We start from the raw sequence: 18,907 nt of genomic DNA, 5'->3' as shown, positions 1-18,907 counted from the left end.
ATATTAAAACAAGATAAAAACAGCCCCACAAAGGGACCGTTCTTATTATTCTCGTCATTTACTGCCACTCATAAGCCACGCTAAACAACAACGCCCGGCGATGCTGATTTACGTGAATCTGGCGCACGCTATATATATGACGATAACGACGAGACTGCCCTTCCAACCAGCGATTACGCCGACGTTGATTTTGCCGAAGCATCCGCCAACGGCCAACTTCATTTTTACTACGTCTCATGAAACTATTCTTCCAAAGCTGAGAACCGGCTCATTATAGACCTTTCGGCTCAGCCGCCAAGTACTTGTCCGCAGGAAATAGGAATTCGTAGTTATCTTATTCCATCGCAGGTTTATTCACGCTTGACGAGAAACCCGCTAAGATTATAAGAACACAAATGGACGCAAGTCCTTTTAACTGAAAGAATTTATAGTTGAATATATCGAGTTAATGGTTTCCCCTTTTCATTACTGTGCGTACACTCAGTGATGAACGTTTGCGAACAGGACTTCTCGCTTTTATGACAACATTTTATACCGTAATCAGTTGGCTCTCCTTCTTCGGCTACTGGCTGCTTATTGCCGGGGTTACGCTACGTATCCTGATGAAGCGACGCGCAGTACCTTCCTCCATGGCCTGGTTGCTTATCATCTATATTCTGCCGTTGGTCGGGATTATCGCCTACCTATCGTTTGGGGAGCTGCATCTCGGTAAACGACGAGCCGAACGCGCCAAGGCCATGTGGCCTTCCACCGCTCATTGGCTAAGTGAATTAAAAGAATGCCAGCATATCTTTGCCACCGAAAACAGCGAGGTAGCCGCGCCGCTATTCCAACTTTGCGAACGTCGTCAAGGCATTAGCGGCGTTAAAGGCAACCAACTTCAGTTGTTGACCACCACCGATGACACGCTGAAAGCGCTGATCCGCGATATCGATCTGGCTCAACATAATATTGAAATGGTTTTCTATATCTGGCAACCCGGCGGACTGGTGGATCAGGTGGCTGAATCCTTAATGGCCGCCGCTCGTCGGGGCGTGCATTGCCGCGTTATGCTGGATTCTGCCGGAAGCGTGACCTTCTTCCGCAGCCCTTATCCCGCTATGATGCGCAACGCCGGAATTGAAGTGGTTGAAGCACTGAAAGTGAATTTGTTCCGCGTATTCTTGCGCCGAATGGATTTACGTCAACATCGTAAGGTGGTGCTGATTGATAACTTTGTCGCTTATACCGGCAGTATGAATATGGTTGATCCGCGTTTCTTTAAACAGGATGCAGGTGTGGGTCAATGGATCGATATGATGGCGCGAATGGAAGGCCCGGTAGCAACAACTATGGGCATAGTTTATGCCTGTGATTGGGAAATCGAAACCGGAAAACGTATTTTGCCCCCGCCGCCCGATGCCAATATCATGCCGTTTGAACAGGAGTCCGGCCATACCATTCAGGTTATTGCTTCCGGACCTGGATTCCCGGAAGAAATGATTCATCAGGCGCTACTGACCGCGGTTTATGCCGCCCGTGAACAATTGGTGATGACCACCCCCTACTTCGTGCCAAGCGACGATTTGCTCCACGCTATTTGCACCGCGGCGCAGCGCGGCGTAGACGTCAGTGTTATCGTTCCGAAAGACAACGATTCCATGATGGTCCGCTGGGCCAGCCGCGCATTCTTCGCCGAATTGCTGGAGGCTGGCGTTAAAATTCATCAGTTTGAAGGCGGTTTGCTACACAGCAAGAGCGTTTTGGTCGATGGACAGCTAAGTCTGGTCGGTACGGTCAATCTGGATATGCGCAGCCTGTGGCTTAATTTTGAGATCACGTTGGTGATCGATGATGCCGGTTTCGGTAATGATTTGTCTCAGGTTCAGGACGATTATATCGCTCGCTCAACGTTGTTGGACGGTGAAGTTTGGGCCAAACGGCCACTCTGGCATCGGGTGATGGAGCGTCTGTTCTATTTCTTCAGTCCATTCCTGTAATAATGTTGCTTAGTAATGATTATCGTATTGTAGAAATTCTTAGTTATTGGCAATAAGCGCTATAAAGTGTGTAAAAGGCGCAAAGAGAATGTTTTAATGTGGGCAATATTGCGATGACTAATGGGAACCTGCACATGGACCAGACGATTATGGACCTCAACAACCGCCTGAGCGAAGACGAAACGCTGGAACAGGCTTACGATATTTTTCTTGAGCTGGCAGGCGACAATCTGGATCCGGCAGATATTCTGCTATTCAATTTGCAGTTTGAGGAACGCGGTGCGGCTGAGCTTTTCGATCCCGCCGAAGACTGGAGTGAGCACGTCGATTTTGACCTGAATCCAGATTTCTTCGCGGAAGTGGTCATCGGTCTGGCCGAGAGCGAAGGCGAACCGGTTAATGACGTCTTTGCCCGCGTTCTGTTGTGCCGAGAAAAAGACCATAAACTCTGCCATATTCTGTGGAAAGAGTAAGTCAGGCACTCATTTAGTCTCAGGCTAATGAACTACCTTACCTATAGAAAAGCCCTGTTAGCAATTGAACTAACAGGGCTTTTTTTTTCTCAATGATATTCCGCCGGAATGATTACAGTGGATCAACTTTCAGGCAGGAAACCGCATGACGGAAGCTGCCTTCCAGCAACGGCCGAGTTTTAGCACATTCCGGCCCGGCAATCGGGCAGCGGGTACGGAACACACAGCCGGAAGGCGGGTTGATCGGCGAAGGAAGCTCCCCTTCCAATAGTTGGATCACTTTGTCCCGTTCTTTATCCGGATCGGGAATAGGTACTGCCGACATTAGCGCTTTAGTATAGGGATGCTGCGGATTGTGGTACACCTCATCGTAGGTACCCAGTTCAACCGCGTGGCCGAGATACATCACCAATACGCGATCGGAAATGTGTTTTACCACCGCCAAATCGTGAGCAATAAAGATCAACGACAGCCCCATCTCACGCTGTAACTGCTGCAACAGGTTAACCACCTGCGCCTGAATCGATACGTCCAGAGCCGATACCGGTTCGTCACAAATAACCAGTTTCGGCTCCAGAATCAGCGCCCTGGCAATACCGATGCGTTGACACTGACCGCCAGAGAACTCATGCGGATAACGGTTGATTAGGTTAGGTAACAGGCCCACTTTCAACATCATGGCCTTCACTTTATCCCGCACTTCCTGACGTGGCATTTTAGGGTAATAGGTGCGTAAAGGTTCGGCAATAATTTCGCCGATAGTCATTCGCGGATTCAATGACGCTAGCGGGTCTTGGAAAATCATCTGAATATCGCTGCGCGTAGTACGCCACTCGGCGTCGCTCATATTCAGCAAATCTTTCCCTAACCAGGCAACGCTGCCACCGGTCGCTTTAACCAAACCGATAATGGCGCGAGCGAAGGTCGATTTACCGCAGCCGGATTCGCCCACTACACCAAGGGTTTCCCCTTCGTATAAACGCAGCGTCACGCCGTCCACCGCTTTCAGGGTTTTCGACGGTTGCCAGAACCACTGTTTGCCATCCTGAATGTCGAAGTGCACTTTCAGATCGGCGACCTCGAGCAAAACGCGCTTATCTGTCACTGTATTCATACCAATTCCCCCACTGGCTTAAAGCAAGCGCGTAAGCGCCCTTCACCAAAATGCTCCAATTCCGGTGCGGTTGAGCAACGGTCCATGGCGTACTGACAGCGAGGCTGGAACGGGCAGCCTTTCGGTAAACGCAGCAGGTTCGGCGGATTGCCGGGGATGGTCATCAGCGATTCGCCTTCAGCGTCCAGACGTGGAACCGCATTCAGTAAACCAATGGAATATGGGTGACTTGGATGATAAAACACGTCGCGGGCTTTGCCGTATTCCATGGTTCGGCCAGCATACATCACCAATACTTTATTACAGATACCGGCCACTACGCCCAAATCATGGGTAATCATGATAATCGCGGTATTGAATTCGTTTTTCAGCTCATTCAGCAGCGTCATAATCTGCGCCTGTACGGTAACGTCCAGAGCAGTAGTCGGCTCATCAGCAATCAATAACTTAGGACGGCACAGCAACGCCATAGCAATCATGACTCGCTGACGCATCCCGCCAGAAAACTCATGGGGATACATCCGCATCCGTTTACGGGCTTCCGGCATTTTTACTGCATCCAGCATCCGAATGGATTCTTCAAAGGCTTCGCTTTTGCTCATCTTTTTATGCAGTTGCAGCACTTCCATCAGCTGTTCGCCGACGCGCATATAAGGATTCAGCGATGTCATCGGGTCCTGGAAAATCATCGAGATTTCCTCTGCCCGCATCCGGTTTAGCTGTTTTTCCGGCAGATTCAGAATTTCCCGACCATTGAATTTGGCCGAACCGCCAATACGCCCGTTGCTGGCCAGTAGGCCCATCAGAGCAAATGCGGTCTGAGATTTACCTGAACCAGACTCACCAACGATACCCAAGGTTTCGCCAGCACGTAGGTCGAAGTTCAGATCGTTCACCGCCGTCACATCGCCATCCGGCGTGGAGAAAGTCACACTGAGGTCTTTCACATCCAATAAAACGGACTGTGGATTGGCAGACTGATTATTCGTAATCGACATGGCAATATTCCTCAGCGATCTTTCGGGTCGAGGGCATCACGCAAGCCATCGCCGATAAAATTGAAACAAAATAGCGTAATCACCAGGAATCCCGCCGGAAACATCAGCAACCAAGGGGAGACTTCCATCGAGTTGGCTCCATCACTCAATAATGCGCCCCAGCTACTTAACGGTTCCTGAGTCCCCAATCCGAGGAAGCTCAGGAAGGATTCGAACAGAATCATACTCGGTACCAATAAAGAAGCGTAAACCACCACCACGCCCAATACGTTAGGGACGATATGTCGCACCACAATATTGCGGGTTGATACGCCGCCCACCAGCGCCGCTTCAATGAATTCTTTGCGCTTCAGGCTTAGCGTCTGCCCGCGCACGATACGCGCCATATCCAGCCAGGAAACCATGCCGATCGCCACAAAGATCAGCAAAATGTTCTGTCCGAAGAAGGTCACTAATAGAATCACGAAGAACATAAACGGGAAGGAGTTCAGAATTTCCAGCAACCGCATCATCAGGGAGTCGATTTTTCCGCCCAGATAACCGGAGAGTGAACCGTACAAAGTTCCGACCACCACGGCGACCAGAGCCGCTGCGACACCGACCATCAGCGAGATTCGTCCACCGATGGCAACACGAACCAGTAAGTCACGGCCAGAGGAATCGGTGCCAAAATAGTGGCCGGATTCAAAGCTCGGCGCGGCCGACATCATGGCCCAATCGGTATCATCATAGGCAAATGGCGACAGCATTGGAGCCAGAATCACAAATAAAGTAATTAACATCAAGACCACCAAACTGGTGATCGCCGCGCGGTTATGTACAAAACGGCGACGGGCATCCTGCCAAAGGCTACGCCCTTCTACTTCCAGTTTTTCACTGAAAGCTTCCAGCGTTTCGCTATTTCTTTTGCTCAACATAATAGGCCAGCTCCAGTGTTAGTAACGGATTTTTGGATCGATAACGGCATAGAGCACATCAACGATCGCATTAAATAAAATGGTTAACGCGCCCACCAGTATCGTCAAACTCAACACCAGAGAATAATCGCGGTTTAACGCACCGTTTACGAACAGCTGACCAATCCCCGGCAACCCGAAGATGGTTTCAATAACCATAGAGCCGGTAATAATACCCACGAACGCTGGCCCCATATAAGACAGAACGGGCAACAGCGCCGGTTTTAATGCGTGGCGGAATACAATAGTACGTAGCGGCAAACCTTTGGCTCGCGCGGTGCGAATAAAGTTGGAATGCAGAACCTCAATCATCGAACCGCGGGTAATACGCGCGATACTGGCTATATAAGCCAGAGAAAGCGCCACCATCGGCAGAATCATAAATTTCAGTGCGCCCCCGTTCCAACCGCCACCCGGTAACCATTTAAGCATGATGGCAAAAATCAGCACCAACAGCGGTGCCACCACGAAACTGGGGATAACTACCCCGGTCATGGCAAAGCCCATCACCGTATAATCCCATTTGGTATTCTGATTCAACGCCGCAATAACGCCGGCACTCACCCCCAACACCACGGCCAAAATAAAGGCCGCAAGACCGAGCTTGGCGGAAACCGGGAAAGACGCGGCCACCAAATCGTTAACGGTATAATCTTTATATTTGAATGAAGGCCCCAAATCACCTTGCGCCAATTGGCCAAGGTAGTTGAAATACTGCTTATAGATAGGATCGTTGAGGTGATATTTTGCCTCAATATTGGCCATGACTTCTGGCGGAAGATTACGCTCACCGGTAAATGGACTTCCCGGCGCAAGACGCATCATAAAGAATGAAATAGTAATCAGTATAAATAACGTCGGAATTGCTTCCAAACAGCGGCGTAAAATAAACTTTAACATTGCCCGTACCTGTGTCTTTAGCCTTTTACTACGGCTTTATATTATCGAAACAATAAGGGCAGTTTCCCATAGGAAACCGCCCTCAAAATGATTAATGCTTGATAATATAAAGATCTTTAACGTGCAAGTTGTCCAGCGGGTCTTTACCGGTGTAGCCACCAACGTAAGGTTTCACCAAACGGGCGTTCACGTAGTAATACACCGGCACGATGGCAGAATCTTTATCCAACTGAGTTTCTGCCTGCTGATACAACGCCGCTCGCTCTTCGTCAGTTTTCACTTTCAGCGTATCAGAAATCAGCTTGTCAAAGGCCGGGCTCTTATAATGAACGGTATTGTTGCTGCTGTTAGACAGCATCATATTCAGGAAGGAAGAAGGCTCGTTGTAATCGGCACACCAGCCGGCACGCGCCACGTCGAAATTGCCCTGATGGCGCGTATCCAGGAAGGTTTTCCATTCCTGATTCTCCAGTTTCACGTCCACACCCAGATTTTTCTTCCAGATAGACGCAGCGGCGATAGCCAATTTTTTATGCAGATCAGAAGTGTTATACAACAGGTTGAATGTCAGCGGTTTATCTTTGGTATAACCGGCTTCGGCCAACAATTTTTTCGCTTCTTCATTACGTTTTTCTTGTGTCCAGCTCGCCCACTCAGGCTGCTTCAGATTGGCACCGCTGGTATAAGGCGGAGTGAAACCAAAGGCTGGCAGATCGCCCTGATTCTTCACCTTATTAACGATAACGTCGCGATCCATACCTAATTTCAATGCTTCACGCACGCGAACATCGGTAAATGGCGCTTTCGCATTATTGATTTCGTAGTAATAAGTACAAAGATAAGGATCTACATGTACCTGATCGGGGATCTCTTTCTTCAGTTTCTGGAATAACTCGATCGGCATGTTGTTATAGGTCATGTCGATTTCACCGGTGCGATAACGGTTAACATCAGTCACTTCTGAAGAAATTGGCAGATAAGTAACTTGATTGATAACGGTTTTTTCGTTATCCCAATAGGTTGGGCTACGTTCCAGAACGATGCGTTCGTTAACCACCCAGTCTTTCAGTTTATAAGCACCGTTGCCAACGAAGTTCTTTGGTTGAGTCCATTTGTCGCCAAACTTCTCGACTACGGCTTTATTCACCGGAGACATAGACGGGTGCGCCAGCAATTTGGCCAGGTAAGGCACCGGCTCGCTTAAAGTGACTTCCAGCGTATGATCATCCAGCGCTTTTACGCCCAGTGTGTCAGCGGGTTTTTTACCGGTAATAATGTCATCGATATTCGCGATATGCGCATATTGCACATAGCTTTCGTAAGGGGAAGCCGTTTTCGGGTCGGCCAGTCGTTGCCAGCTATAAACGAAGTCTTGCGCAGTGACAGGGTCACCGTTTGACCATTTAGCATCTTTACGCAGATGGAAAGTCCAGACCTTAAAGTCTTTGTTATCCCAGCTTTCTGCCACACCCGGAACAATATCACCGTTTGGCGAGTTGATCACTACGCCTTCCAGCAGGTCACGGGACAGGTTTGACTCAGGCACGCCTTCAATTTTATGCGGATCCAAAGACTGAGGTTCAGAACCGTTATTACGGACTAAAACCTGCTTTTCTGCCAATTGAACGCCGGCGGGAACGTCAGCGGCGAAACTGCTGCTGACCGACGCTATACCCAAAGCGGCGATGATACCTGCGGCCAGGAGACTTTTCTTTGTGATGTTGGTCATACTTATCTTAACTCCAGTTTTTTATTATTGCGTTATCCAGTGACTGAATACGCCTCACCTTTTAAAAGGCATTTTTTTATTTACCCCTATGGAGGAACGAATCCACAGGAAGTAAGACCCCACATGTATTAACACCGCACTGACGCTGCGTCATACATCCCTATTTCACTGCCATCATTGTTTTTACTACGATATTACTGACTCTGCTAGAGTTTACGGATATACAAATTCTTTATATCGGTAGCGTCCTGCGGATCTTTTCCGCTAAAACCGCCTACCGTTGGCCGAATAAGTCGGGCGCTGACCCGGTAATACACCGGAACCATCACCGAATCTTTATCCAGTAAATTTTCTGCCTGTTGGTATAGCGTGGCGCGGGCTTTTTCATCCGACGCGGTCAGCGTTTTAGCCAAAATAGCGTCAAATTCAGGGCTTTTATAGAAGAAGGTATTATTGCTACCGTCGGATAACAGCATATTCAGGAAGGCGCTAGGCTCATTATAATCCGCGCACCACGTGGCTCGAGCCACGTCAAATTGACCTTGATGGCGGCTTTCTAGCGAAGTTTTCCATTCCTGATTCTGCAAAGTAACTTTGGCACCCAGATTCTTTTGCCACATAGATGCGGCAGCAATTGCCTGCTGTTTATTCTGATCCGATGTGTTGTAGAGCAAATTGAACTTCAACGGATTTTTATCGTTATATCCAGCCTCGGCCAATAGCTGTTTTGCCACTTGATTACGTTTTTCTTGCGACCAACCCGCCCACTCCGGCAATGTGAAATTCGCCCCTTCCATAAACGTTGGCGTAAATCCGTAAGCTGGGATCTGCCCTTGTCCCATAATCTTATTGGCGATCACATCCCGATCCAGCGTCAATTTAATGGCGGTTCTCACGCGCGCATCGGTAAACGGCGCTTTGCCATTATTAATTTCATAATAGAAAGTACAGAGATAAGGGCTTACGTGAACTTCTTTTGGCAGATCTTGCTTCATTTTGGCGAATAAAGTTGGCGGGATAGCACCACTGGTAATATCTATTTCACCGCTACGATAACGGTTGATATCACTCACTTCAGAGGCTATTGGCAAGAACGTCGCCTGATCAATCACTGTCGCTTTATTATTCCAATAGGTAGGATTACGTTCAATAACAATGCGTTCGTTAACCACCCAATCTTTCAGATTGTATGCACCATTGCCGACATAGTTTCCCGGCAAAGTCCATTTATCGCCAAACTTTTCCACCGCAGCCCGATTCACTGGCTTCATTGAAGTATGCGATAACATACTGACAAAATACGGTACGGGTTTACTTAATGTGACCTGTAGCGTTTTAGCATCCAATGCCTTAACGCCTAAAGTGCCCGGCGTTTTCGTGCCTTTTAAAATATCGTCAACGTTTTCAATTTGAGCGTACTGCAAATAACTGGCGTAAGGCGAACCTATTTTAGGATCAGCCAAACGCTGCCAGCTGTACACAAAATCTTCTGCGGTCACGGGCGACCCATCATTCCAAACCGCGCCATCCCGTAGATGGAAAGTCCAAACCTTAAAATCTTTATTTTCCCAATGAGTCGCAACGGCGGGGATAATATGGCCATCGGCGTCATTACTCACCAAACCTTCCAGCAAATTTAAAATCACATTGCTTTCCGCAACGCCTTCGACTTTATGAGGATCGAGCGACGCAACTTCTGCGCCGTTATTAATGGTGATGGATTGAGTTGCGGCTAATTCAACGCCGGCAGGAACAGTTGCAGCACCGACCATACAAGGAAAAGATAAACTCAGAATAGTGCTAAGTACTGTTAATGGCTTACGCTTCAACTTTATCTGCATGTCCAATAGTCCTTTTTCCAAATTTATGATGTTTTTTTTAATGGTTAGGGTCAGTCTGGATCCAATACCGCGCTGCACTGCTCATTTCCTTGCAATATCCATGCTCATTTTTTGCAGAGAACACAGAAAAATCTCATTCGGAAGTGGTTCGAAAGCTAACAGAAGCAGAAAATCTACGCCAATAATTTTTACAGAAATGTTAAGCAATTCTCTTTTCTTGCATTGAGTGAGTAATCTTTCATAGTATTAACCCCACCCAAAAAATTACGCAACAATTTGATTTAACTATATTAATTCAGAGGGGAGGAAAAAATTGAACTAATGAAATTTCGCACGACCCGCAGAAAGAAACATAAAATTAACATTTATACCATTCCCAGAATAAACATCTGGATATGTTGTCTTAATCACTAATAACATCTAGATAAATTCCACACAAGCATTACAGAATCATGTGAGCAAATTAACAACAAATGACGGATTTATTTTAATCAAACGGCGCTGATGCCAGTGCGTAAACACAGATAAATAGGCTTTAAGTCAGTTTAAAGGCAGGAGAGCTTTATTTACGCCACATTAAAGTGCATCTGGTTAAAATTAATGCACTGTTCGCACCAAATTAATGCAGCGGGATGGGGTTTAGGAAAATACAGGGATATTGAAGAACCGGATAAGTGGGAAATAAAACAAAAAATGAAAGCGAGAGGAAGGAAACCGGCCAGCCGAGGATATAGGTCGGCCAGCCGGTATCATCGCGAGATTAAATTAATTAAATTAAAGTAAGCCGGGGAAGCTGGCCTTTAAACCGGTAACAATAAACTCGATACCTAATGCCATCAGCAGCAAACCCATGATTCGGGTGATAACGTTAATACCGGTCTGCCCTAGCAAGCGTACCAATAGCGGCGCCGCGCGAAATAGCAGCCAGCAACAGAAGGCAAATAAGGCGATAGCAAGAGTTAAACCGAGCAAATTTAGCCAACTGTGATAGCGGGAGCTCCAGACAATAGTCGAACTGATCGCCCCTGGGCCTGCCATTAATGGTAAAGCCAAGGGTACTACGCCAATACTATCCCGCACTGCCGTTTCGGTTTTTTCCTGCTTGTTTTGCTTATCCTCGCCCAGCTTGCCGCTAATCATCGACATTGCAATGCTAACGACCAGAATACCGCCGGCGATGCGGAAAGAATCGATAGAAATACCAAATACTTTCAGGATGGCATCCCCAAGGAATAGCGCTATCCATAAAATGATGGCGACGGAAAGATTCGCCGTCAGGTTTGTCTTATTGCGCCCCGCTTCTGCCTGGTAACTCGTCATACTAATAAATACCGGCAATATTCCTACCGGGTTAACCAGCGCAAACAAGCCAACAAAAAACTTGATGTAGCCTGACAGGTCCAACAGTGATTGACTCACACCCACTCCGCACTATCGCTAATATAAAGTACCTCGGCGCAATAACCACCATTAGCGGTTAATGTCCGTCGATTAGCGCCTCCCTGACCAGTTTTTGCTCAGGTGACGGCGCGACTACAAGCTACTACAGAAGAAACCCGCCGCTTGGAGCCATTCAGGCAGTTATTTTGGCTGCCGGACTGGCATAACGCACAGCCTTCATCTATATGCGCGCTAATGTAATGGAATTACATTGGGGAATCTATGGATTAGATCAGCATTTTAATACGCAATAAGTTTACTCAAAAAATAGGCGAGCAACTGTTAACAAAGTGTGTCTTTTCTGCTGTTTTAACGTCATAAAATATCGCCTTTATGGTTTTAATGCTTTTAATTCTCAATTCAACGCTGCTGAAAGGTGTCAGCTTGACGTTTTTGTGATTTAAATCACGAAATCCATACCTAAGAATAGTTAAGCTCTGTCATAGGAAAAGAGGTAGAGAGCTTGGAAAGGTCAGTTGTGGTTAGCTTCAAATCCGCACCCCGACAAAAATAAAGAAAGCTCTTTCAGTAAATCAGCGGTAGTAATGGTTGAGTAGAATGCGAAAAGTCTTCCTATTCGACAATGCAGCACGAGATAGCCTGACTATACTAGTTGCTTCAACTGCTTATTTACTAAAAGAGTTTAACATTATCAGGAGAGCATTATGGCTGTAACGAATGTCGCTGAACTTAACGAGCTAGTAGCACGCGTCAAGAAAGCCCAGCGCGAGTATGCCAACTTTACTCAAGAGCAAGTTGATAAAATCTTCCGCGCTGCCGCCCTAGCCGCTGCTGATGCCCGTATCCCTTTGGCTAAATTGGCCGTAGCGGAATCTGGCATGGGTATTGTCGAAGATAAGGTTATTAAAAACCACTTCGCATCTGAGTATATCTATAACGCTTACAAAGATGAAAAAACCTGCGGCATCTTGGGTGAGGACAAAACTTTCGGCACCATCACTATTGCGGAACCTATCGGTTTAATCTGCGGTATCGTGCCGACAACCAACCCAACTTCAACGGCTATTTTCAAGGCATTAATCAGCCTGAAAACCCGTAACGGTATCATTTTCTCTCCGCATCCTCGTGCTAAAGACGCAACCAATAAAGCTGCTGATATCGTGCTGCAAGCCGCTATCGCTGCAGGTGCGCCAGCCGACATTATTGGTTGGATTGATGCCCCTACCGTTGAATTATCTAACCAACTAATGCACCACCCAGATATCAACCTGATTCTGGCAACCGGTGGCCCAGGCATGGTTAAAGCGGCTTACAGCTCTGGTAAACCTGCTATCGGCGTAGGCGCAGGTAACACGCCTGTTGTGGTTGATGAAACCGCAGATATCAAACGCGTTGTAGCCTCTATTCTGATGTCTAAAACCTTTGATAACGGCGTCATTTGCGCATCTGAACAATCTATTATCGTCGTTGATTCCGTATACGACGCGGTACGTGAACGTTTCGCCTCCCACGGCGGCTACCTGCTGCAAGGTAAAGAACTGAAAGCCGTTCAGGACATCATCCTGAAAAACGGTGGCCTGAACGCGGCTATCGTAGGTCAGCCAGCAACTAAAATTGCTGAAATGGCCGGTATTAAGGTTCCGGGCAATACCAAGATTCTGATTGGTGAAGTGAAAGTTGTGGACGAATCCGAGCCGTTTGCTCATGAAAAACTGTCCCCGACTCTGGCGATGTATCGTGCGAAGAGCTTCGAAGACGCAGTCGATAAAGCGGAAAAACTGGTTGAAATGGGCGGAATTGGTCACACCTCTTGCCTGTACACCGACCAGGATAACCAGACTGCTCGCGTGAAATATTTCGGCGATAAAATGAAGACTGCCCGTATTCTAATTAACACCCCTGCCTCACAAGGTGGTATCGGTGACCTGTACAACTTCAAACTGGCACCGTCTCTGACGCTGGGTTGTGGTTCATGGGGTGGTAACTCCATCTCTGAAAACGTCGGTCCGAAACACTTGATCAACAAGAAAACTGTGGCTAAGCGAGCAGAAAACATGTTGTGGCATAAACTACCGAAATCTATTTACTTCCGCCGTGGCTCACTGCCAATCGCGCTGGAAGAAGTGGCAACTGACGGTGCAAAACGTGCCTTCATCGTGACTGACCGCTACCTGTTCAACAACGGCTACGCTGACCAAATCACCAGCGTGCTGAAATCTCACGGTATCGAAACCGAAGTCTTCTTCGAAGTTGAAGCTGACCCAACGTTGAGCATCGTGCGTAAAGGTGCTGAGCAGATGAACTCCTTCAAACCAGACGTGATTATCGCGCTGGGTGGCGGTTCACCGATGGATGCGGCCAAAATCATGTGGGTAATGTACGAACATCCGGAAACTCACTTCGAAGAACTGGCGCTGCGCTTTATGGATATCCGTAAACGTATCTACAAGTTCCCGAAAATGGGCGTGAAAGCGAAAATGATCGCCGTCACCACCACTTCCGGTACCGGTTCAGAAGTAACACCGTTTGCGGTCGTTACCGACGATGCTACCGGCCAGAAATATCCATTGGCTGACTACGCATTGACTCCAGATATGGCTATCGTTGATGCCAACCTGGTTATGAATATGCCTAAATCCCTGTGCGCCTTCGGCGGATTGGATGCGGTAACTCATGCCTTGGAAGCCTATGTCTCTGTACTGGCTAACGAATACTCCGACGGTCAGGCGCTGCAAGCGTTGAAACTGTTGAAAGAATTCCTGCCAGCCAGCTACAAAGAAGGGGCGAAAAACCCGGTTGCACGTGAGCGTGTACACAACGCAGCGACTATCGCCGGTATCGCGTTTGCGAACGCCTTCCTGGGTGTCTGTCACTCAATGGCTCACAAACTGGGTTCTGAGTTCCACATCCCGCACGGTCTGGCTAACGCCATGTTGATCTCTAACGTTATCCGTTATAACGCGAACGACAACCCGACTAAGCAAACGGCCTTCAGCCAATACGACCGCCCACAGGCACGTCGTCGTTACGCTGAAATCGCTGACCACTTGGGTCTGGCTGCCGCTGGCGACCGTACCGCACAGAAAATCGAGAAACTGTTGGCTTGGTTGGATGAAATCAAAGCCGAACTGGGTATCCCGACTTCTATTCGCGAAGCGGGCGTTCAGGAAGCTGACTTCTTGGCGAAGGTCGACAAACTGTCTGAAGATGCTTTCGATGACCAGTGTACCGGTGCTAACCCACGTTACCCGCTGATCTCTGAGCTGAAACAGATTCTGATGGACACTTATTATGGCCGCGAATACGTCGAAGAATTCGAACGTGAAGAAGCAGCTGCAAAAGAAGTGGTTAAAGCAGAAAAAAAGACCAAGAAGTAATCATTTGACTGCACTGCTCATCTAACGGTGGGTAATCAGCAAACTGTCTACCCCTCAATCGGTAAATCTGATTGGGGGGTTTTCTTGTGCAGCAACATTGTCAAACCCTACCCATTATTTCCCCGTCATCGAGACTCATAGTGAATATCGACCCGATCATAATTATCTGCCGCTATTCCTATTATTCATCGGCTAAGGTACATAGATTAACGAACGTATCTGTCTGTGCCATTGAGTTTAGGTTCAAACGACGTCAACAGAATGCTAATACGAGGAAAGACAAAAAGGTAAGTCACCCCACGGCGACAAAAAAAACGTCCATGGGGCTTCTGAGGGGGATTCTCGAGGATTAAATATCGCCCTGCCCAGCTAACGGCGTGCAGGCCGCACTGATTGCTTCTTTATAATGCCGGCGACAAACGGAAACATAGCTTTCGTTACCACCAATCACTACTTGCTCACCATCATGCACCGCTCTGCCCTGCGCATCTAATCGCAGCACCATATTGGCTTTACGGCCACAGTGACAAATGGTTTTTAATTCCACCAATTTATCAGCCCAGGCCAGCAAATATTTACTGCCGGTAAATAACTCCCCGAGGAAATCGGTGCGCAGGCCATAGCAAAGGACTGGAATATGATATTCATCGACAACGTGGCAAAGCTGCCTAACCTGCTCTTTGGTCAGGAACTGGCACTCATCCAGCAGCACGCAATGCACCGGCTTATCATGGTGCTCTGCTTCTATAATGGCCGCCAATTGGGTTTCATTATTATAAAGCTGAGCCTGAGAGGTTAGGCCGATACGTGAACTGACTTTGCCAACGCCGAAACGGTTATCAATCTCTGCCGTGAAAACCAGTGTGCGCATACCACGCTCTTGATAGTTATAGGAGGATTGAAGTAATGCGGTGGACTTCCCTGCATTCATTGCAGAATAATAAAAATAAAGTTGAGCCATGGGCCCGTAACTCCACTGGTATATTAAAAGCGCAAATTAACGATATGCCATAGTGTAACACAAACTTTATGCGCAAGCTGACAGGGGATGCAGGAGGTTAATAAGTTTAATAAATTGAGTAATGCGATGAAAGCATTCCGGCTTCTTTTACCTGGACTGATTTAAGAATCCATTCGATGCTATTTTTTGACTGAGTTCACAGTTTCATCGCGCTTAAAGATTTCCCCGGAACATGGGGCAGTACTAAAAGGAGTAAAAACCAAAAAAAACATCGAATTCAACAATAGCCCATTTTACTCATTAATCCCATGCATCATGGCAGCGATAGAAATTAACACTAAATACCTAACAGACATATTTATTAGTGTCGTTGCGACTTTATCCGGTTAAAGGTATCCTTGGCAAAGTCGATTTTGTCATCTATATCCACATTTTTTTCGATGGTTGTAAACGAGCAAGCACAATCAACAACGCTCTATTTTTTGCTTTATTGATATAAAGCATACTTATAGCTTAGTGAGAAAATCATGTTCTAAAATTGCAACTTTTACTCACATATCGAGAATTTGTCTTAGAACTGTGCAAACTAATTGCCCGAACTCATCACTTATTACTAACGATAGACAACTTTCAGCTTTTAAAAAGAGTAAATTCCAGTAAGCTAATCAAATTGGCTATTGCAGAAATTAAAATAGCACTCTATTATTATCCAGACGCCCCCCAACATTATAATTGAGACCAGGACAATGAGCGAAGCGTTAAAAATTCTAAACAACATCCGTACTCTACGTGCTCAAGCGCGCGAATGTAACGTTGATACATTGATAGAAATGCTTGAGAAGCTGAAGGTAGTTGTTGAAGAGCGTGTTGAAGAAGAACGTCAGTCTAAAGCTGAGATTGAAGAACGTGAGCGTAAACTGTCGCAATATCGTGAAATGCTTATTGCAGACGGTATTGACCCGAACGAGCTGATGGCCACTTTAAGTACAGCTAAAGCAGCAGGCAAAGCTAAACGTGCAGCTCGCCCAGCTAAATACCAATATACTGATGAAAATGGCGAACTGAAAACTTGGACCGGCCAAGGCCGTACTCCAGCTGTGATTAAGAAAGCTCTCGATGAACAAGGTAAATCGCTGGACGATTTCCTACTGTAATAGTATTTAAACATTTACTATTATCTGAGAAATACCCTCTTCTTATGTTGAGGGTATTTTTTATTGGGTTTTAAAAACGATCCTTAACCCAGAAAAAATTCCCAATTTCTTACCAATCATTACACTTCTCTATAAATTACTCTCCGTTATCATTTTCATAGCAAATCCATAAGAATACTCTGCTAATCTATAACAATATTAATAGTTAGTTTTAAATTTCAGGTAAAGTGCCGTCAGAGTTTTACCAACGTCAGATTTATTCAGAAGAAAATTTACGGTTTTAACGTGGATAGAAAAATCAGAAAATGCAGCAGTATGGCCGTTGTAAAACATACCGCTGCTTAGAATGTTCTTACTTAGCGCGAGTTAGCGTGATTAACCGATGCTCCGCGGCCGATGGCATAATAAATAAAGCCCCGGCTATTTAAGCGCTCCGGGTCGTACAAATTACGCCCATCAAAAATAACCGCTTCTTTCAATCTGGATTTGATAACGTCAAAATCTGGAGCTCGAAAGTTTTGCCACTCGGTACAAATAACCAACGCATCTGCCCCCTGAAGCGCAGCTTCTTTAGTTCCCATTAATCTCAAATCGTCACGCGAACCATAAATCCGCTGAGTTTCGTCCATGGCTTCAGGATCATAAGCCTGAATAATAGCACCAGCCTCCCACAGCGACTCCAGCAAAACACGACTTGGCGCTTCACGCATATCATCGGTATTAGGTTTAAATGCCAGTCCCCATAGCGCAAAAGTTTTTCCAGCCAGGTTATCGCCATAGTGTTTTTTAATAAACTGAGTCAGTTTGGATTTTTGCTGAATGTTGACTTGCTCTACGGCTTGTAACAGTTTTGGTTGATAACCAATATTCTCAGCTGTACTAATTAATGCTTGAACGTCTTTTGGGAAACAGGATCCACCGTAGCCGCAGCCTGAATATATAAAGTGATAGCCAATACGCGAATCTGAGCCTATACCCTGCCGGACTTTTTCTACATCTGCGCCTAATAGTTCGGCCAGATTTGCAATTTCATTCATAAAACTGATTTTTGTCGCCAGCATACAGTTAGCCGCATACTTCGTCAGTTCAGCACTGCGCACATCCATTACCAGCATACGGTCGTGATTGCGATTAAATGGCTCATACAGCTCACTTATAAGTGGAATCACGTCATTATTGTCAGTACCTATTACGATACGCTCAGGGCGCTTACAGTCAGATACCGCCGCCCCTTCTTTCAGAAATTCAGGATTGGATATCACATCAAAGTCGATCTCTATATCTCTCTGACGTAGAACTGCAGCCATGGCACTCCGAACTTTATCGGCAGTACCCACCGGAACCGTGGATTTATCAATGATAACTTTAGGTTCCATCATATATTTAGCGATAGTTTCTGAAACCTGAATCACATATTGCAAATCTGCGGCACCATTCTCATCTGGCGGAGTACCAACAGCAATAAATTGGATGGCACTGTGATGTACACCAGCTTTCGCATCCGTAGAGAAATGCAGACGACCAGCCTCAACGTTTTCTTTTACCAAAGTAGACAGCCCAGGCTCAAAAATTGGCAGATGCCCTTTTTGCAAGCCTTCTACCTTACGTGCATCGACATCAATACAAAGTACATCATGCCCAACCTCAGCAAATACTGCGGCTTGAACCAATCCGACGTAGCCAATACCAAAAATGGTTACTTTCATTATATTTACCCTAACCGTTTAAATCGAAAACCAATTGTTAGCCACGAAACTTTCAATCATCTTTAGCGATCGAATGTTTAATAAATAAGCCAGAGCATACCGCTACATGTATTGCGCTAATGACACATTGTCGAAACGATACAAACCGTTTGCAGCGGCGATTCACCGAACTCTCGGACCACTAGAATAAAAGGTAGATGAATAAAAACCCTGGTACGTTAGTGGCTACTGCTGGCAGCAGCACACAATTGCACAGTCTGTATTAATGCTTTATCAACCATCGTTAACATTTTCAGATTCAACATGGGCGATTAATCC

The 18,907-nt window shown here is 46.5% G+C and carries 14 protein-coding genes; 4 read left to right on the top strand and 10 right to left on the bottom strand.

The features are described from left to right. Window positions 1-58 precede the first annotated feature (58 nt). Entirely contained in the window at window positions 59-238 is a 180-nt protein-coding gene (locus tag DBA33_RS02415) for a YciY family protein (protein WP_038242532.1), read from the bottom strand. Window positions 239-518: 280 nt separating this feature from the next. Here DBA33_RS02415 and cls point away from each other — a divergent pair, with 280 nt between their 5' ends. Both cls and DBA33_RS02405 read left to right on the top strand, forming a co-directional pair. Next, window positions 519-1,979, top strand: a complete 1,461-nt coding sequence (gene cls, locus DBA33_RS02410) for a cardiolipin synthase (protein ID WP_064513607.1) — start codon at window positions 519-521, stop codon at window positions 1,977-1,979. 134 nt (window positions 1,980-2,113) lie between these two features. After that, window positions 2,114-2,452, top strand: coding sequence for an HI1450 family dsDNA-mimic protein (locus tag DBA33_RS02405; protein ID WP_201030826.1), 339 nt, complete (start codon window positions 2,114-2,116; stop codon window positions 2,450-2,452). 112 nt (window positions 2,453-2,564) lie between these two features. Here DBA33_RS02405 and oppF read toward each other — a convergent pair whose 3' ends face one another. The 7 genes from oppF to DBA33_RS02370 all read right to left on the bottom strand — a co-directional run bounded on the left by oppF (window position 2,565) and on the right by DBA33_RS02370 (window position 11,409). Further along, window positions 2,565-3,566 carry a murein tripeptide/oligopeptide ABC transporter ATP binding protein OppF gene (gene oppF / locus DBA33_RS02400; protein WP_049598210.1) on the bottom strand — a complete coding sequence of 334 codons (1,002 nt, stop codon included), beginning with the start codon at window positions 3,564-3,566 and terminating at the stop codon, window positions 2,565-2,567. Beyond that, on the bottom strand, window positions 3,563-4,564 hold the full coding sequence (locus tag DBA33_RS02395) for an ABC transporter ATP-binding protein (protein ID WP_064513605.1): 1,002 nt from the start codon (window positions 4,562-4,564) through the stop codon (window positions 3,563-3,565). Before DBA33_RS02395 ends, oppF begins: the two co-directional genes overlap by 4 nt. Before the next feature lie 11 nt (window positions 4,565-4,575). Then, complete coding sequence (gene oppC, locus DBA33_RS02390; protein WP_049598206.1) at window positions 4,576-5,484, bottom strand: oligopeptide ABC transporter permease OppC; 909 nt, start codon at window positions 5,482-5,484, stop codon at window positions 4,576-4,578. 15 nt (window positions 5,485-5,499) lie between these two features. Beyond that, window positions 5,500-6,420, bottom strand: coding sequence for an oligopeptide ABC transporter permease OppB (gene oppB, locus DBA33_RS02385; protein ID WP_064513603.1), 921 nt, complete (start codon window positions 6,418-6,420; stop codon window positions 5,500-5,502). A 91-nt stretch (window positions 6,421-6,511) separates the two neighbouring features. Continuing rightward, complete coding sequence (gene oppA, locus DBA33_RS02380; protein WP_064513601.1) at window positions 6,512-8,149, bottom strand: oligopeptide ABC transporter substrate-binding protein OppA; 1,638 nt, start codon at window positions 8,147-8,149, stop codon at window positions 6,512-6,514. 206 nt (window positions 8,150-8,355) lie between these two features. After that, the gene (locus tag DBA33_RS02375; RefSeq protein ID WP_162975151.1) at window positions 8,356-9,990 is read right to left on the bottom strand and encodes an ABC transporter substrate-binding protein; all 1,635 of its coding nucleotides are present in this window, start codon (window positions 9,988-9,990) and stop codon (window positions 8,356-8,358) included. Window positions 9,991-10,764: 774 nt separating this feature from the next. Further along, window positions 10,765-11,409 carry a YchE family NAAT transporter gene (locus DBA33_RS02370; protein WP_064513599.1) on the bottom strand — a complete coding sequence of 215 codons (645 nt, stop codon included), beginning with the start codon at window positions 11,407-11,409 and terminating at the stop codon, window positions 10,765-10,767. Between the two features lie 686 nt (window positions 11,410-12,095). Here DBA33_RS02370 and adhE point away from each other — a divergent pair. Next, the gene (gene adhE / locus DBA33_RS02365; protein ID WP_064513597.1) at window positions 12,096-14,768 is read left to right on the top strand and encodes a bifunctional acetaldehyde-CoA/alcohol dehydrogenase; all 2,673 of its coding nucleotides are present in this window, start codon (window positions 12,096-12,098) and stop codon (window positions 14,766-14,768) included. Window positions 14,769-15,117: 349 nt separating this feature from the next. Here adhE and DBA33_RS02360 read toward each other — a convergent pair whose 3' ends face one another. Then, window positions 15,118-15,729, bottom strand: coding sequence for a thymidine kinase (locus DBA33_RS02360; protein ID WP_064513595.1), 612 nt, complete (start codon window positions 15,727-15,729; stop codon window positions 15,118-15,120). Window positions 15,730-16,475: 746 nt separating this feature from the next. Between DBA33_RS02360 and hns the strand changes: the two genes are divergently transcribed. Then, window positions 16,476-16,883 carry a histone-like nucleoid-structuring protein H-NS gene (hns, locus tag DBA33_RS02355; RefSeq protein ID WP_064513593.1) on the top strand — a complete coding sequence of 136 codons (408 nt, stop codon included), beginning with the start codon at window positions 16,476-16,478 and terminating at the stop codon, window positions 16,881-16,883. A 356-nt stretch (window positions 16,884-17,239) separates the two neighbouring features. On the opposite strand, the gene DBA33_RS02350 is transcribed toward hns, so the two are convergent. Then, window positions 17,240-18,589, bottom strand: coding sequence for a UDP-glucose/GDP-mannose dehydrogenase family protein (locus DBA33_RS02350; RefSeq protein ID WP_064513591.1), 1,350 nt, complete (start codon window positions 18,587-18,589; stop codon window positions 17,240-17,242). Between the last annotated feature and the right edge of the window lie 318 nt (window positions 18,590-18,907).

This window comes from Yersinia sp. IP36721 (assembly GCF_003634395.1).
In the GTDB taxonomy this organism is placed as follows: Bacteria; Pseudomonadota; Gammaproteobacteria; order Enterobacterales; family Enterobacteriaceae; genus Yersinia; species Yersinia entomophaga.
Note: the sequence above shows the minus strand (reverse complement) of the source record. Positions and strands in the feature narration are given on the sequence as shown.

Bases quoted from the DNA above. Each gene is read 5' to 3' on its own strand.
- DBA33_RS02415 (WP_038242532.1), bottom strand. From the start codon at position 238: ATGAGACGTAGTAAAAATGAAGTTGGCCGTTGGCGGATGCTTCGGCAA.
- cls (WP_064513607.1), top strand. From the start codon at position 519: ATGACAACATTTTATACCGTAATCAGTTGGCTCTCCTTCTTCGGCTAC.
- DBA33_RS02405 (WP_201030826.1), top strand. From the start codon at position 2,114: ATGGACCAGACGATTATGGACCTCAACAACCGCCTGAGCGAAGACGAA.
- oppF (WP_049598210.1), bottom strand. From the start codon at position 3,566: ATGAATACAGTGACAGATAAGCGCGTTTTGCTCGAGGTCGCCGATCTG.
- DBA33_RS02395 (WP_064513605.1), bottom strand. From the start codon at position 4,564: ATGTCGATTACGAATAATCAGTCTGCCAATCCACAGTCCGTTTTATTG.
- oppB (WP_064513603.1), bottom strand. From the start codon at position 6,420: ATGTTAAAGTTTATTTTACGCCGCTGTTTGGAAGCAATTCCGACGTTA.
- oppA (WP_064513601.1), bottom strand. From the start codon at position 8,149: ATGACCAACATCACAAAGAAAAGTCTCCTGGCCGCAGGTATCATCGCC.
- DBA33_RS02375 (WP_162975151.1), bottom strand. From the start codon at position 9,990: ATGCAGATAAAGTTGAAGCGTAAGCCATTAACAGTACTTAGCACTATT.
- adhE (WP_064513597.1), top strand. From the start codon at position 12,096: ATGGCTGTAACGAATGTCGCTGAACTTAACGAGCTAGTAGCACGCGTC.
- DBA33_RS02360 (WP_064513595.1), bottom strand. From the start codon at position 15,729: ATGGCTCAACTTTATTTTTATTATTCTGCAATGAATGCAGGGAAGTCC.
- hns (WP_064513593.1), top strand. From the start codon at position 16,476: ATGAGCGAAGCGTTAAAAATTCTAAACAACATCCGTACTCTACGTGCT.
- DBA33_RS02350 (WP_064513591.1), bottom strand. From the start codon at position 18,589: ATGAAAGTAACCATTTTTGGTATTGGCTACGTCGGATTGGTTCAAGCC.